Origin of the sequence: Kitasatospora sp. NPDC127067, assembly GCF_042724755.1 — a bacterium.
In the GTDB taxonomy this organism is placed as follows: domain Bacteria; phylum Actinomycetota; class Actinomycetes; order Streptomycetales; family Streptomycetaceae; genus Kitasatospora; species Kitasatospora lactacystinica.
Map to the genome: position 1 here is coordinate 39,965 of NZ_JBHXEM010000003.1, position 15,254 is coordinate 55,218.

Consider the following 15,254-nt stretch of genomic DNA (forward strand, 5'->3'; position numbering starts at 1 on the left):
AATCGCCGAGCCGACGCGGGAGCGGGCCCGGCTCGGCGCGGTCCCGGAAGGGCCGGGTCCGCCCCGGACTGTGCCGGGGCGCCGACCGACGGGTAGCCTGCCCAAGGTCGACCCGCCGACCCGCCGGGGCGCCGGCAGGCCGGTCGAGCGGCGCGGCCGGTACCCGAGGGGGCTCCCGGTCACGCAGAATGGACGAGGGACACCGAGCCGCGACGGAACAGGCAACACGCCGTGGGCGACAGAAGAACTGGGAGAGAATCGACGCCGTGAGTGCTGCGATGCGAAGCCGTACCCCCGACCGGCTCTGTGCCGAGGCCGTCGAACTCGCCCGTCAGGCCGCCGAGGAGGCCGTCGGTGCGGAGGCCGTCGGACTGCACCTGGGTGTCCAGGCGGACGCCGACCGCGTCGTCACCCACACCTTCGAGTGCCTCGACGCGGCCTACCGCGGCTGGCACTGGGCGGTCACCGTCGCCCGTGCGCCGCGCGCCAAGAACGTGACCCTGGACGAGGTCGTGCTGCTGCCCGGCCCCGACGCGGTGCTCGCGCCCCAGTGGGTGCCGTGGAGCGACCGGCTGCGCCCGGGCGACATGGGCCCGGGCGACCTGCTGCCCACCGGCGCCGACGACCTGCGGCTGGAGCCCGGCTGGACCGGCGAGGACGAGCCCGCGCCGAACTCCGCGGTCGCCCTGGCGCAGGACGAGGACCTGGTCGTCACCGACCCGCACGTCCAGCCCGCCCCGGCCCGCGCCCGGATCGACGCCGTCGCCGAGGAGCTGGGCCTCGGCCGCAGCCGGGTGCTCTCCCGGCTCGGCCTGCACCTGGCCGCCGAGCGCTGGGAGAAGTCCCACGGCTCGCAGACCCCGATGGCGCAGGCCGCCCCGGCCTCGTGCGCGAGCTGCGGCTTCCTGGTCCCGATCGGCGGCTCGCTCGGACAGGCCTTCGGCGTGTGCGGCAACGAGTTCGGCCCGGCCGACGGCCAGATCGTCTCCTTCGCGTACGGCTGCGGCGGGCACTCCGAGGCGGCCGTCATCCCGGCCCCGCCGGCGCCGTCCGAGCTGATCCTGGACGAGCTGGTGGTCGAGCCGCTCCCGCTGCACCCCGACCGTGCCTCCGGCTCGGTCGAACCCGACGCCCCGGCCGAGGAGCTCGGCCACTCCTGAGCCGGGCACGCGCCCAGGCTCCAGCGGCCCGCCCGGTCAACGACCGGCGCGGGCCGCGCTGCTTTCCGGCCGGCGGACGGCGGGTGCCGGGCGGGCGGCGGAAAGGCCGTCAGGTCCGCCGCCGGCGCCGTCCCCGGCCCGCCGGCGGCGGGGCCCGTGGTCGGGAGCAGTCAGTGGGGCAGGGAAGAATGCCCTACGACGAACAGGGCAGCGGAAGGCGGCAGGTCCAGTGGAACCTCGGATCATCGGCAGCGGCACGGACGAGCACCTCGCGGACCCCTTCGGCAGCGCCGCGCTGCGCCGACGGGTGCTGGCCGCCTGGGCCGCCTCGCCGGCCCGGTTCCGGGAGGACGCCAACGCGGAGGAGGAGCTGGCGCTCGGCGGCTACCGGGACCGCCTGGTGGTCGAGTTGGCGCAGAACGCGGCCGACGCGGCGGTCCGGGCCGGGCACGGCCCCGGCCGGCTGCGGCTGACCCTCGCCGACGGCGTGCTCGCCGCCGCCAACACCGGCGCCCCGCTGGACGAGGCCGCCGTCGAGTCGCTGTCCACCCTGCGCGCCTCCTCCAAGCGCGGTGAGACGCCCGCCGTCGGCCGGTTCGGGGTCGGCTTCGCCGCCGTCCTCGCGGTCACCGACGAGCCCGCCGTGCTGAGCGCGACCGGCGGGGTGCGCTGGTCGCTCGGCGAGGCGCGGGCGCTGGCCGCGGCGCAGCCCGAGCTGGCCGACGAGCTGCGCCGCCGGGACGGCCACGTGCCGCTGCTGCGGCTGCCGTTCGCGGCCGAGGGCCCGGCCCCGGCGGGCTACGACACGGTGGTGGTGCTGCCGCTGCGGGACGCCGCCGCCGAGGACCTGACCCGCCGTCTGCTGGCCGGGATCGACGACGCGCTGCTGCTCACCCTGCCCGGCCTGCGCGAGGTCGTGGTGGAGACCCCGGACGGCACCCGGACGCTCACCCGGGACGCCGCGGAGACCCGCCCGGACGGGGTCACCGAGGTCACCGTCACCGACGACGCGGGCGGCCGGCTGCGGCAGACGGTCTGGCAGACCGTCGGGGCCTCCGGCACGCTCTCGGCCGAGTTGCTGGGCGACCGGCCCACCGAGGAGCGCGCCCGCCCGTACTGGACGGTGACCTGGGCCGTCCCGGTCGGCCCGGACGGCGTCCCGCAGCGGCCCGGGATCGCCTCCGTGCTGCACGCGCCCACCCCCAGCGACGAGCCGGTCGGTCTGCCCGCGCTGCTGATCGCCTCGTACCCGCTGGACTCCACCCGCCGGCACGTCGCCCCCGGCCCGCTGGCCGACTTCCTCACCGAGCGCGCCGCCGACAGCTACGCGGAGCTGCTGCGCGCCCGCGGCGCCGACCTCGGCTCGCTCGGTCTCGTCCCGGCCCCGCTCGGCCAGGGGGCGCTGGACAACGCGCTGCGCGCCGAGGTGCTCTCCCGGCTGCCCGGGACGCCGTTCCTGCCGCACCCGGCGCCGGTCGAGGAGGGCACGCCCGCGCTGCGGCCGCGGGACGCGACGCTGCTGGAGGGCGCGGACGGCTCGGTGGTCGAGGCGCTCTCGCCGATCTTCCCGGGGCTGCTGCCGGCCGGCCTGGAGCGGCGCACCGAGCTGCGGGTGCTGAACGTGCGCCGGGTGCCGCTGGCCGAGGTGGTGGACCAGCTCGGCGGGCTGGACCGCGAGCCCGCCTGGTGGCGCAACCTGTACGCGGCGCTGGGCGCGGCCGACCCGGAGGCGCTCGGCGCGCTGCCCGTCCCGCTCGCCGACGGGCGGACGGTCACCGGGCCGCGGCGCGTCCTGCTGCCCTCCGAGGACGCCGACTGGGCGGCCTTCCCCGGCTACCCGGAGTCGCTGGCGGGCGCGCTCGCGGCGCTCGACCTGCGCCTGGCCCACCCCGAGGCCGCCCACCCGCTGCTGGCCAAGCTCGGCGCCGGCACCGCCACCCCGGCCGGGGTGCTGGACACCCCCGAGGTGCGGGCCGCCGTCGCCCGTTCCTACGACCTGGCCGAGGACGACCTGGACGCGGCGCTCGAACTCGCCGACGCCGTCCTGGCCCTGGTGAAGGCCGCCGCCCCGGAGCCGGGCGCCCACCCCTGGCTGGCCCGGCTCGCGCTGCTCGACGACGAGGGCGAGCCCGCCCGGGCCGGTGAACTCGTGCTGCCCGGGAGCCCGTTCGCCGCGCTCGCCCGCGAGGAGGACGCCGGCTGGGTGGACGACGAGCTGCTGGAGCGCTGGGGGCCGGAGGTGCTGACCGCCGTCGGCGTGCTGGCCGACTTCGTGCTGGTGCGCGCCGAGGACGTGGTGCTCGACCCGGACGACCTGGAGCGGCTCGACCCCACCGTCCCGGCCGACCGCGCGGCCGGCGGCCACCCCACCGGTCTGCTGGACGAGGCGCCGGACGGGCTCGCCGAGTGGGCCGAGGACGCGCTGGAGGCGCTGCAGGCCGACGAGGCGGTCGGCGTCCCGCCGGTGGCCGCCGAGCTGCTGGCCGTGCGCGACCTCGACCGGGTGGACGACGACGCCTGGCCGGAGGCGCTCGCGGCGCTGGCCCGCCCGCCGTACCGGGACGCGGTGGTCGCCCCGGTGCGCACCCTGCTGCCGGACGGCTCGTACGCCGACCTGCCGCCGTACACCGCGTGGTGGCTGCGCGACCACCCGGTGCTGGCGGGCCGGGAGCCGGCCGGTCTGCGCGCCGCCGGGGCCGACCCGCTGCTGCGCGGCCTGTACGACGAGGCCCGCACCACCCTGGACGACCAGTTCCTGCACGCGCTCGGGGTGCGCACCACGCTGGCCGCGCTGCTCGCCGAGCCGCACGGGCCGGACGAGGTGCTGGACCGGATGACCGACCCGGAGGCCGAGGTCGGCCACCGTCAGCTGCACGGCATCCACACCGCGCTGGCCCGGGTGGACCGTGGGCGGATCGAGCCGCTGGACGTGGTGCGGGCGCTGCCGCCGCTGGACCCGGACACCGGGCGCCGGCCGGACCACACGGTGGTGGTGGACGCCACCGAGGCGGTCGTCGCCGACGCCCCCGACCTGGTCCAGCTGCTGCACCCGTACCCGCTGCTGCCGGTCGCCCCGGCGCTGGCCGCGGACCTCGCCGAGCGGCTGCACGTGTCGCTGGCCAGCGAGGTGGCGGGCGGCCGGGTGCTCTCCGAGGGCGTGCTGCACCGGGTCCCGGCGGTGGTGCGGGAACTGCTGCCCGGCTGCCCGGTCGCCTACGAGGAGCACGAGGAGCTGCTGGTCGTCGGGCCGGACGGCGGCGAGGCGGCGGTGGACTGGCGCTGGGACACCGGGGCGGACGCCCCGGAGCCGCCGTACGACCCGGAGCTGGCCGAGGCCGGCGACGAGGACGACGAGTTCGAGGTCCCGCCGGTGCCCGGTCTGCTGCACGCGGCCACGCCGGAGGGCCTGGCCGCCGGGCTGGCCTGGTCGGTCGGGCAGTGGCACCGCCGCTTCGAGGTGCTGGCCGCCCTCAGCGAGCCGGACCGCGCCTACGAGCTCTCGGCCGCCCGCGACTTCGAGGGCTGAGCGCCCCCCGCGGGCCCGCCCCGACCGGCGGGCCCGCGGGGCGGGTCACTCACTCCAGGCCGCGGCGCTTCATGACGTGCCAGGTGATCTCCAGGGCGATGCCGCAGACCAACGCGATGGCGACACCGATCAGCGGGTCGCGGAAGCCGACCAGGGAGAGGTCGAAGAAGGACTTCAGCGGGGGCACCAGCAGCACCAGCGCGAAGGCGCCGCCCATGCTGCCGATCAGCAGCAGGCGCCACCAGTTGTACGGGCGGGCGACGATGGCGAGGACCCAGAGGGCGATCAGGAAGAGCGTCAGGGTGGCCACGCTGGTGTCGGCCTTGAGGTCGGTCGCGTGGTCGGCGCGGGCGAGCGAGTAGGCGACGAAGGTGCCGGTGCCGGCGATGACCCCGCCGGGGATCGCCAGCCGCAGCACGCGCTTCACGAAGCCGGTGCGGGCCCGTTCGTCGTTGGGGGCGAGCGCGAGGAAGAAGGCCGGGATGCCGATGGTCAGCGAGGACAGCACGGTGGAGTGCCGGGGCAGGAACGGGTACGGCGAATGGGTGAAGATCACCAGGAGCGCCAGCAGGACCGAGTAGACGGTCTTCACCAGGAAGAGTGAAGCGACCCGCTCGATGTTGCCGATCACCCGGCGGCCCTCGGCCACCACCGACGGCAGCGAGGCGAAGGAGTCGTTCAGCAGCACGATCTGGGCGACCGCCTTGGTGGCGTCGGAGCCGGTGCCCATCGCCACGCCGATGTCGGCGTCCTTGAGGGCGAGCACGTCGTTGACGCCGTCGCCGGTCATCGCCACGGTGTGGCCGCGGGACTGCAGCGCCCCGACCAGCTGGCGCTTCTGCTGCGGGGTGACCCGGCCGAAGACGCTGGTCCGGTCGGCGGTCTCGGCGAGTTCCTCCGGGTCGGCGGGCAGGGAGCGGGCGTCCAGCGGGTGGTCGGCGCCGGGCAGGCCCAGGTGGCCGGCCACCGCGCCGACCGAGACCGCCGCGTCACCGGAGATGACCTTGGCCCGGACCCGCTGGCTCTCGAAGTAGCGCAGGGTCTCGGCGGCGTCCGAGCGCAGCCGCTGCTGGAGCACCACCAGGGCCAGCGGGGTGAGGTCGGCCGCCGGGTCGGGGGAGTCCAGCGGGACGGGCGTGCGGCCCAGCAGCAGCACCCGCAGGCCCCGGGCGCCCAGCTCGTCCACCTCGGCCAGCGCCGGGTGTCCGGCGGGCAGCAGCACGTCGGGCGCGCCGAGCAGCCAGCTGGCCTCGCCGCCCTGCGGCTCCAGCAGCTGCACGCCGCTCCACTTGCGGGCGGAGGAGAAGGGCATCGCCTCGATCACCCGCCAGCCGTCGTGGCCGGAGCGGGCGCCGTCGTCGCCGCGCCCGTACGCGTCGATGACCGCCTGCATGGACGGGTTGGGGCGGGCGTCGGCGCCCGCCATCACGGCCAGGGCGTGCTTGACCGTCTCCGGGGCGACGGCGCCGGGCTCCCCGTCGGAGAGCACCCGCAGGTCGATCACGTCCATGCCGCCCTCGGTGAGGGTGCCGGTCTTGTCCAGGCAGACGGTGTCCACCCGGGCCAGGCCCTCGATCGCCGGGAGCTCCTGGACCAGGCACTGCTTGCGGCCGAGCCGGACCACGCCGATCGCGAAGGCGACCGAGGTCAGCAGCACCAGCCCCTCGGGGACCATCGGCACGATGCCGGCCACCATGCGCCGTACGGCCTCCCGCCAGTCCCGGCCCTCGACGGCCAGCTGGCTGATGATCAGGCCAATGGCGGTGGGGATCAGCAGGTAGGTGATGATCCGCAGGATGCTGTCGATGCCGGAGCGCAGCTCCGACTTCACCAGGGTGAACTTGCTGGCCTCCTCGGCGAGCTGGGCCGCGTAGGCCTCGCGGCCGACCTTGGTGGCGGTGAACGCGCCGGCACCGGCCACCACGAAGCTGCCGGACATCACCTGGGCGCCGGGCTGCTTGAGGACCGGATCGGGTTCGCCGGTGAGCAGCGACTCGTCGACCTCCAGGCCGTCCGCCTCGGTGACCTCGCCGTCCACGATCACCTTGTCGCCGATGCCGAGCAGCACGGTGTCGTCGAGGACGATCTCGGAGACGCCGATCTGCTGGACGGCGCCGTCCCGGCGGACCTGCGGTCGGGCCTCACCGATCAGGGCCAGGCTGTCCAGGGTCTTCTTGGCGCGCAGCTCCTGGATGATGCCGATCGCCGTGTTGGCCACGATGACCAGGCCGAACAGGCCGTCCTGGATCGGACCGACGATCAGGATGATCCCGAACATCACGCCGATGATCGCGTTGAAGCGGGTGAAGACGTTGGCCCGGACGATCTCCCGGGTGGACCGGCTGGACCGTACGGGGACGTCGTTGACCTGTCCCTTCGCGACCCGCTCGGCCACCTCGGAGGCCGTCAGGCCGCCGCGTCGGCCGGGCAGCAGGCCGAGGGGGTGCGCTCCGTCCGGGCGGTCTTCGTCGGTCGGCCGCTCTTCCGCTGGCTGGGCAGGCTGCGTCATGGCACCGACTCTACGGGCGCCTTATGTCCGGTGCGTGCTACTAAAGGACCATTCAGTCCGACCGGGTGGCCGGACCCCGGCCGTCGTCCCCGGTCGCCCGTTCGGCCGTGTGCCCCGGCGCCGGTCCGGCCGCCTCGGCGGCGCGGCTGCGGGCGATCGCGTCCCGCCGGGCGCGGCAGTACCAGAGGCCGATCAGGCCGAGCAGGCCGCCGGAGAGGCAGATCCAGGGCCAGGTGCCGTGGCCGTGCGCGGAGAGGCTGCCCTGGAAGGGGAGCAGGGCGAGGAAGGCGATGAACCACAGCACCGTGCCGCCGCCGACGATGGCGACGTCGTTGGCCTCCAGCGGAGGGGGCGAGGGGTGCAGTGGCGTCTTGGGCATGGGGTCTAGCGTACGGTGCGGTGGGGCGGCTGCGCGGGTGCCGGGACGCCCCGCAGGCCCCCCGCAGGCTCTACGCGCGAAGATAGCGCGTGTGCGATCGGGAAACCATACTTAAAGATCTGCGCCCGGCCACCGTCGCCCCGGGCGTCCCCCACCCTCTCCTCAGCTCCCCCACAGAGGACGCACGCATGCCTGTGGTCCAGCCGACCACCGAGTCGCCCGAACCCGCCGACGCCGCGCCGAAGCCCCCCACGAGCGCCGTCGACCGCTTCTTCCGGATCAGCGAGCGAGGCTCCACCCTGCCGCGCGAGATCCGCGGTGGTGTCGCCACCTTCTTCACCATGGCGTACATCCTGGTGCTGAACCCGATCATCCTGGCCAGCGGCACGGACGTCACCGGGGCCCACCTGGACAGCGGCCAGCTGGTCACCGCCACCGCCCTCACCGCGGGTCTCACCACCCTGCTGATGGGCGTCATCGGAAACGTCCCGATCGGCCTGGCCGCCGGCCTCGGCGTCAACACGATCGTGGCGCTCCAGCTCGCTCCGAAGATGACCTGGCCGGACGCCATGGGCATGGTCGTGCTGGCCGGTTTCGCGATCATGCTGCTGGTCGCCACCGGTCTGCGCGAGCGCGTCATGAACGCCGTCCCGCTCGGCCTGCGCAAGGCCATCGCGATCGGTATCGGTCTGTTCATCAGCCTGGTCGGCCTGGTCGACTCCGGCTTCGTCAGCCGCATCCCGGACGCCGCCCACACCACCGTCCCGCTCCAGCTCGGCGGCAACGGGCACCTGCTCGGCTTCCCGGTGCTGATCTTCGTGGTCGGCCTGCTGCTCACCCTGGTCCTGCTGATCCGCAAGGTGCCCGGCGCCATCCTGATCAGCATCGCGGTCTCCACCGCGCTCGCCGTGGTCATCGACAAGGTGGCCGACGTCCCGGCGGACAAGTGGGGCCTCACCGTCCCGACCTGGCCGGGCAACCCGGTCTCCGCGCCGGACTTCGGACTGGTCGGCAAGGTCAGCCTGTTCGGCGGCTTCGAGAAGGTCGGCGTACTGACCGGCCTGCTCTTCGTCTTCACCGTGCTGATGTCCTGCTTCTTCGACGCGATGGGCACCATCCTCGGCGTGGCCGACGAGGCCCACCTGCTGGACGAGAAGGGCGACCTGCCCGGCATCAACAAGGTCCTGATGGTCGACGGCATCGCCACCGCGGCCGGCGGCGCCACCTCGGCCTCCGCCAACACCTGCTTCGTCGAGTCCACCGCCGGCGTCGGCGAGGGCGCCCGGACCGGCTTCGCCTCGATCGTCACCGGCCTGCTCTTCGTGGTGGCGCTCTTCCTCACCCCGCTCGCCACCATGGTCCCGGCCCAGGCCGCCACCCCGGCCCTGGTCACCGTCGGCTTCCTGATCCTGGCCAACTCGATCAAGGCGATCGACTGGGCCGACTACACGATCGCGATCCCGGCCTTCGTGACCATCGTGATGATGCCGTTCACGTACAGCATCACCAACGGCATCGGCATGGGCTTCATCGTCTTCTGCGTGATGCGCCTGGCCGCCGGCCGCGGCCGGGAGGTCCCCGTCCCGATGTACGCGGTGGCGACGGTGTTCGCCTTCTACTACCTGATGCCGGCCTTCGGCCTGCTCTGACGCCGTACGCCGCCGGAGCCCCGTCCCCCCGTTCCGGGAGGGCGGGGCTCCGGCGTTCCCGCGGGCGGCCGTCCGGTCAGTGGACGCAGAACTCGTTGCCCTCCGGGTCCCGCATGACGGTCCAGGCGCCGCCGGGCTCCTCGACGTGCCGCAGGACGGTGGCGCCGAGGGATCCGAGGCGGGCGACGGTGGCCTCGCGCTCGCCCGGGCCGGGGTGGACGTCGAGGTGCAGGCGGTTCTTGCCCCGCTTGGGCTCGGGGACGGCCTGGAACAGGACACGGCGGCCGAGGCCGGTGTCCGAGGCCGGATCGAACGGGTCCTCGGGGTGGCGGACGGCGGCCAGGGAGCGCCAGGCCGGGCGGCCGTCCAGCTCGGTGAGGTCCTCCGGGCCGACCGCGCCGGCGGCGAGCAGCCGGGTGATCAGCGCGCCGTGGTCCTCCTGCCTGTACTCCAGGGCGGCGGCCCAGAAGGCGGCCTGGCGGTGCGGATCGGCGCAGTCGATGACGAGCTTCCAGTGCAGCGGCATGTAACCGTTTTTACCGGTTACCGGGAGGGCGGGCAACGACCGGCCGTCAGAAGTTGTCAAAAAGGCACTCGTGTAGGCGAGTTGGCGGAGGGAATACTGCCTGGACGGAGAAGGGGGAGGGGACTCGACCGATGGTGCAACAGGATCCGCCGGGGGGCGTCGAGGCACAGCTGCTGCCGGAGCTGTTCTGGACGACGGACAAGGCCTCGCTGGACGGCCAGCGCGAGACGCTGCGCTGGTACCGCGGACTGATCGCGATGCTGGTGGTCGCCGCTGTGATCGGGTCGTTCCCGGGCCCGGACGACAAGGGCGACTTCGACGTCTGGCCGCTGTTCTCGGTCGCCGCCTTCCTGGTGGCCGGCTACTTCTGGTCCCGGCTGCGCCGCGGCAACCCGCAGGGCCGTTGGTACCAGGCCCGGGCGGCGGCCGAGTCGGTCAAGACGCTGGCCTGGAAGTACACCGTCCGGGCCCGGCCGTTCGACGGCCCGGCCGAGTCCGCGGACGTCGACCACGGCTACCTGCTTCAGGTCGAGGACGTGCTGCGGGCCTTCGAGGACCCGGAGATCGTGCCGCCCGGCAGCGTCGCCGAGATCACCCCGGAGATGCGCCGCCGGCGCGCCGAGAGCCTGACCGCGCGGCGCACCCTCTATCTGCGCACCCGGGTCGAGGGCCAGCGCACCTGGTACCGCTCCCGGGCCGAGGCCTGCGACTCGCAGGCGGTCTCCTGGGGGCTCGGCGTCGCGGTGCTGATCATCGTCGGTGCCGCGGCGGCCGTCGCCCAGGCCACCGGCGCCCTGCCGGTGCACCTGTTCGGCGCCACCTCGGCCGCGGCCGCGGCGATCATCGCCTGGACGCAGCTCAAGCAGCTCGGCCCGCTGGCCGCCGCCTACCAACTGGCCGCGCGCGAGCTGGAGAACGTCGGCAACCAGCTGTCCGACCTCGATCTCCGGGCGCCGGACGCCGAGGCGGGCTGGGCCCGGCTGGCCGCCGAGGCCGAGGACGCGGTCTCCCGGGAGCACACCACCTGGCGGGCCCGCAGGGCGTTCCCGCGCTGAGCCGGGCCCGGCGGGGGAGAGTACTCGACCGGAGCGGGGACTTGGGGAGATCCGGCGAAACGCGGGGCGCAGGTGTGCGGGGTGCGTGAGGGTAGAGCGCCCAGGTACGGACCGTAATCATTACGTGTCCATGCCCTGGTTTCATCGCCTGCGCGCGACCCCAGTTCCCGCCGGAGGCCCTCCTTGCGCATTCTCCTGATCGCCAGCGCGTTCAACAGCCTGACCCAGCGCGTCCACACCGCCCTGCGCGAGCGCGGCCACCAGGTCGCCGTCCAACTCGCCCTCGACGACGAGCGGATGAGGGCGGCGGTGGCCCGCACCGACCCCGAGCTGATCGTCTGCCCGATGCTCACCAAGGCCGTCCCGCAGGACATCTGGTCCACCCGGACCGTCCTGATCGTGCACCCGGGCCCCAAGGGCGACCGCGGCCCCTCCTCGCTCGACCGGGCGATCACCGAGGGGGTGGAGCGCTGGGGCGTCACCGTGCTGCAGGCCGTCGCGGAGATGGACGCCGGCGACATCTGGGCGTCCGTCGAGTTCCCCGTCCCCGCCTGCGGCAAGAGCGAGTTGTACCGGGGCGAGCTCGCCGACGCCGCCACCGAGGCCGTCCTGCTGGCCGTCCAGCGGTACGAGGGCGGGCTGTTCACCCCCGAGCCGCTGGACTACGCCCGGCCGGACGTGCACGGCGAAGCGCGCCCCTTCCTGCGCCAGGAGGAACGCCGGATCGACTGGGAGCGGGACGACACCGCCACCGTGCTGCGCAGGCTGCGCGCCGCCGACTCCCAGCCCGGCGTCCTGGACGAGCTGTACGGACGGGAGTTCTTCCTGCACGGCGGCCACCCCGAGGACGAACTGCGCGGCCCGGTGCCCGGCGCCGTGCTGGCCACCCGGGACGGCGCGATCTGCCGGGCCACCGTCGACGGCGCGGTGTGGATACCGCAGCTGCGCCCGCGCCGCACCCCCGGCGGGCCGGTCACCTTCAAGCTGCCGGCCGCCACGGTGCTCGCCGACGAGCTGTACCGGGTCCGCGAGGTGCCGGTGAGCCCGGAGCGGGCGGGCCGCCGGGACACCTGGTCGGAGCTGCGCTACCGGGAGGAGGGCGAGGTCGGCTTCCTCGAATTCGCCCACGCGGGCGGGGCGATGAGCACCGAGCAGTGCCGTCGGCTGCTCACCGCCTACCGGGAGGCGGCCGACCGGCCGACCTCGGTGCTGGTGCTCGGCGCGCCCCGGGACTTCTACTCCAACGGGATCCAGCTCAACGTCATCGAGGGCGCGGCCTTCCCGGCGCTGGAGTCCTGGGAGAACATCAACGCGATGGACGACTTCGTCGAGGCGGTGCTGACCACGACGGACAAGGTGACGGTGGCGGCGCTGGCCGGGAACGCGGCCGCCGGCGGGCTGATGGCGGCGCTCGCCGCCGACGAGGTGTGGTGCCGGGAGTCGGCGGTGCTCAACCCGCACTACCGGCTGATGGGCCTGTACGGCTCCGAGTACTGGACGTACACCCTGCCCCGCCGGGTCGGTGCCGAGCAGGCCGAGCGGCTCACCGCCGAGGCGCTGCCGGTCGGCGCCGACCACGCCCGCCGGATCGGCCTGGTGGACCGCACGGTCGGCGGGGACGCGCCCGGGTTCCGCCGCTGGGTGGCGCGCGAGGCGGCCCGGATCGCCGCCGCGCCGGACCTCACCGGACGGCTGGTGGACAAGAAGCGCCGCCGCGCGGTCGACGAGGAGGCCAAGCCGCTGGCCGAGTACCGGGCGGAGGAACTGCGCCGGATGCACGCCAACTTCTACCGGGCGGGCGAGCCGTACCACGCGCTGCGGCGGGACTTCGTGCACAAGGTCTGCCCGGTGGCCACGCCGGAGCACGTGGCGGGGCTGCTCGGGCGGCCCGGACAGCCGTAACGGTCGGCCCGGGCCCCGGCGGGGGCCGGAGGCGGGGACCGCGCGGATACCGGGAGCGGGGACGGGCGGCGCCCGGCCGGGGTGGGGGGCCCGGCCGGACGCCCGCTCGGGCCCCCGCTCCCGCGCCCGGCCTCAGCGCCGGGCGGCCCCGCCCAGCGGCCGCCGCTGCGGGAGCAGCGGGCTGCCCTGGTCGCCCGGGGTGCGCGCGGCCCCCGCGGCCCGCGCGGTCCCGGAGGCGCGCTGGGGCCGCGGAGGCAGCGGGGCGGCCGGACCGGCCAGCAGGGGCTGGGAGTCGGACCGGCTCGGCGAGACCGCGAAGGCCAGCGAGCCGAAGAACACGTAGCAGCCCAGCCCGACCCCGAGCGGGAAGATGAACTGGAGCGCCATCACGCCGGCCTCGGTGGAGCGCGAGAGGTCCAGCTGGACGGAGAGCGCCGCCATGCCGGTGTAGTGCATCGCGCAGACCGCCACGCCCATCACCGGCGCCGCCGCCAGCACGGCGAGCGTGCCCCGGATGTTGAGCGCGGCCCAGAGCGCGGCCGTGGCCGCGACCACGGCGATGGCCACCGAGGCGGCCACGGTGGGCCGGTCGTAGCCGAGCGTGCCGGGCAGGACCATCGCGGCCATGCCCAGGTAGTGCATCGCGGCGACCCCCAGACCGGTGGTCAGCCCGCCGACCAGCAGCGCCAGGACGCGGCGCCGCCAGTACCCGACGGTGAAGAGCCCGACGCCGACCACGGCGACGGCGACCAGCAGGCTGAGCACGGTCAGGCCGGGCCGGTAGCCGATCTCGACGCCGGTCACGGAGAAGCCGAGCATCGCGATGAAGTGCATGGACCAGATCCCGGCCCCGAGCGAGGTCGAGGCGAACAGCAGCCAGACGGCCCGGGTGCGGCCCCGGGAGACGAGTGCCCAGCGGGCACTGCGCAGGGCGACGAAGGCGCCGACGCAGGCGACGAAGTACGAGACCGCCGGTGTCACCCAGCCGTGGTCGGCATGGTGGATCTCACCCAATGGAGCTCCCTGGAGGAGGGTTGAGGGCACCGGGGCGCGGGCGGACGCGGTTGGCCGGGGAAGGCGCGCGGCAGCGGGCACCGGAGCGGGAACGTGCTCCCGCAGGGGAGGAGCCTGGCATGTGGTGCCCCTGACAATCGGGGAGAGTAGCCACTGCCCGGCGGTCGCACAATGTTCGTGCTTTTCGTGAAGTCCCAGGTCAGGATGGGCCTTTACGCGGCCTGCATGATCCCGGCACCAACCCCTGACACCGCCTGCGCACCGCCTCCGGGTGACTGCGGTCCGCCGTCGGCGCTCACTCCAGGGGGGCTAGCCCGAACGGGTGGCCGGCCGGGTCGATCAGCACCCGCAGGGTGCGGCCGTGCTGGTAGGCGGGCTCGGTGGCGCCGAGCGCGAGGGCCTTCGCGGTGGCCTCGTCCAGGTCGTCGACGTAGAAGTCGAGGTGGAAGTGCTTGCTGCCGTCCGGTTCCGTCCACGGCTCCGGCCGGTAGCCGGTCACCCGGCCGAAGCCCAGCGGGCTGCCGCCCTCGGGGTTGTCCAGGATCGCGAAGCGCTCGTCCGCGTGCCTGGTCTCCCACCCCAGCAGCTCGCCGTAGAACGAGGCCAGCGCGACCGGGTCGGCGCAGTCGATGGTGACCATGGCGAGCCGGGCGAAGCCGGTGTCGCCGGGCCCGGTGCGCGCGGACGGCTGCGGCTGTTCGGACCGCTGGGACCGCTCGGACTGCTCGGTGGCGAGGTCGGACATGGCAGGTCGGCCCTTCTGGGAGAGAGCTGAGGCCCATGACCAATATGGCACCGCGGTGACCCTCCGGCACGGCGGCGGATCTCATTTTCCTTAGCGAGAGTAATGACGTAGGCTAAAGAGATGCCCGAGATGTCCGAGCAGGACCTCGCAGCGATCAGTCAGCTGCGATCGTCCACGATGCGCCTCTCCCGACGACTCAAACACCAGCGGGTGGAGGAGTCGCTGAGTCCCACCGAGATGGGAGTGCTGGGCACCCTCGCCCGGTGCGGAAAGGCGACGCCGGGTGAGCTCGCCCGGAAGGAGCACGTGCAGCCTCCTTCGATGACCAGGATCGTCGCGATGCTGGAGGAGAAGGGGCTGGTGCGGCGCGAACCGCACCCCGAGGACCGCCGCCAGGTGGTCGTCAGCAGCACCGAGCAGGCCGAGACGATCCTCGCGGAGAGTCGTCGACGCCGGAACGTCTGGCTCGCCGAGCTCGCCCAGGGGCTCGACGAGGAGGAATGGGCCGTCCTCAGGGAGGCCGCGCCCGTGCTCTACAAGCTCGCCCACCTGTAGCTCGTACACCTGTCGCTCGAACACCTCCGAGGCACACCGACCCCGGCCGGCCGCCGGGAGAAGAAGGAGCCCGCATCACCGCAGGACCGACCACCGACACCAGGAGCGGGGCGGCCCCCCCCCAGGCCCGCGCGCCCCCAGGGGGGACCCACCGGACACCCCCCGCCCCCCCCCCCCCCCCCCCCCACCCCCCCCACCCCCCCCCCCCCCCCCCCCCCCCCCCCCCACCCCCCC

Annotated in this window: 11 protein-coding genes; 6 read left to right on the forward strand and 5 right to left on the reverse strand. The window is 74.7% G+C overall.

Going from position 1 to position 15,254, the window contains the following annotated elements; translation table 11 throughout:
• Positions 1–278: 278 nt before the first annotated feature.
• Both ACFWJ4_RS02095 and ACFWJ4_RS02100 read left to right on the forward strand, forming a co-directional pair.
• Complete coding sequence (locus tag ACFWJ4_RS02095) at positions 279–1,160, forward strand: DUF3027 domain-containing protein (protein ID WP_359905871.1); 882 nt, start codon at positions 279–281, stop codon at positions 1,158–1,160.
• 229 nt (positions 1,161–1,389) lie between these two features.
• The gene (locus ACFWJ4_RS02100; RefSeq protein ID WP_380538343.1) at positions 1,390–4,686 is read left to right on the forward strand and encodes a sacsin N-terminal ATP-binding-like domain-containing protein; all 3,297 of its coding nucleotides are present in this window, start codon (positions 1,390–1,392) and stop codon (positions 4,684–4,686) included.
• 49 nt (positions 4,687–4,735) lie between these two features.
• Here ACFWJ4_RS02100 and ACFWJ4_RS02105 read toward each other — a convergent pair whose 3' ends face one another.
• Complete coding sequence (locus ACFWJ4_RS02105; protein WP_380538345.1) at positions 4,736–7,195, reverse strand: cation-translocating P-type ATPase; 2,460 nt, start codon at positions 7,193–7,195, stop codon at positions 4,736–4,738.
• Positions 7,196–7,247: 52 nt separating this feature from the next.
• Positions 7,248–7,574: a DUF2530 domain-containing protein gene (locus ACFWJ4_RS02110; protein WP_380538347.1), complete on the reverse strand. Its 327-nt coding sequence runs from the start codon at positions 7,572–7,574 to the stop codon at positions 7,248–7,250.
• A 188-nt stretch (positions 7,575–7,762) separates the two neighbouring features.
• On the opposite strand from ACFWJ4_RS02110, the gene ACFWJ4_RS02115 reads away from it, so the two are divergent.
• Positions 7,763–9,223 (forward strand): NCS2 family permease, encoded by a 1,461-nt coding sequence (locus tag ACFWJ4_RS02115; protein ID WP_380538349.1) that lies wholly within the window; start codon positions 7,763–7,765, stop codon positions 9,221–9,223.
• A 76-nt stretch (positions 9,224–9,299) separates the two neighbouring features.
• On the opposite strand, the gene ACFWJ4_RS02120 is transcribed toward ACFWJ4_RS02115, so the two are convergent.
• Positions 9,300–9,749, reverse strand: a complete 450-nt coding sequence (locus tag ACFWJ4_RS02120; RefSeq protein ID WP_380349027.1) for a VOC family protein — start codon at positions 9,747–9,749, stop codon at positions 9,300–9,302.
• 131 nt (positions 9,750–9,880) lie between these two features.
• Between ACFWJ4_RS02120 and ACFWJ4_RS02125 the strand changes: the two genes are divergently transcribed.
• Complete coding sequence (locus ACFWJ4_RS02125; RefSeq protein ID WP_380538351.1) at positions 9,881–10,804, forward strand: DUF4231 domain-containing protein; 924 nt, start codon at positions 9,881–9,883, stop codon at positions 10,802–10,804.
• 183 nt (positions 10,805–10,987) lie between these two features.
• Positions 10,988–12,706, forward strand: a complete 1,719-nt coding sequence (locus tag ACFWJ4_RS02130) for a hydrogenase maturation protein (RefSeq protein WP_380538353.1) — start codon at positions 10,988–10,990, stop codon at positions 12,704–12,706.
• A 132-nt stretch (positions 12,707–12,838) separates the two neighbouring features.
• Here the strand turns inward: ACFWJ4_RS02130 and ACFWJ4_RS02135 are convergent, their stop codons facing one another.
• Together ACFWJ4_RS02135 and ACFWJ4_RS02140 are read right to left on the reverse strand one after the other, a co-directional pair.
• On the reverse strand, positions 12,839–13,720 hold the full coding sequence (locus tag ACFWJ4_RS02135) for an MHYT domain-containing protein (protein ID WP_380538355.1): 882 nt from the start codon (positions 13,718–13,720) through the stop codon (positions 12,839–12,841).
• Between the two features lie 295 nt (positions 13,721–14,015).
• A complete protein-coding gene (locus tag ACFWJ4_RS02140; RefSeq protein ID WP_380538357.1) occupies positions 14,016–14,465 on the reverse strand; it encodes a VOC family protein in 450 nt (149 codons plus the stop codon).
• A 120-nt stretch (positions 14,466–14,585) separates the two neighbouring features.
• On the opposite strand from ACFWJ4_RS02140, the gene ACFWJ4_RS02145 reads away from it, so the two are divergent.
• Positions 14,586–15,020 carry a MarR family winged helix-turn-helix transcriptional regulator gene (locus ACFWJ4_RS02145; protein ID WP_030235202.1) on the forward strand — a complete coding sequence of 145 codons (435 nt, stop codon included), beginning with the start codon at positions 14,586–14,588 and terminating at the stop codon, positions 15,018–15,020.
• Positions 15,021–15,254 lie beyond the last annotated feature (234 nt).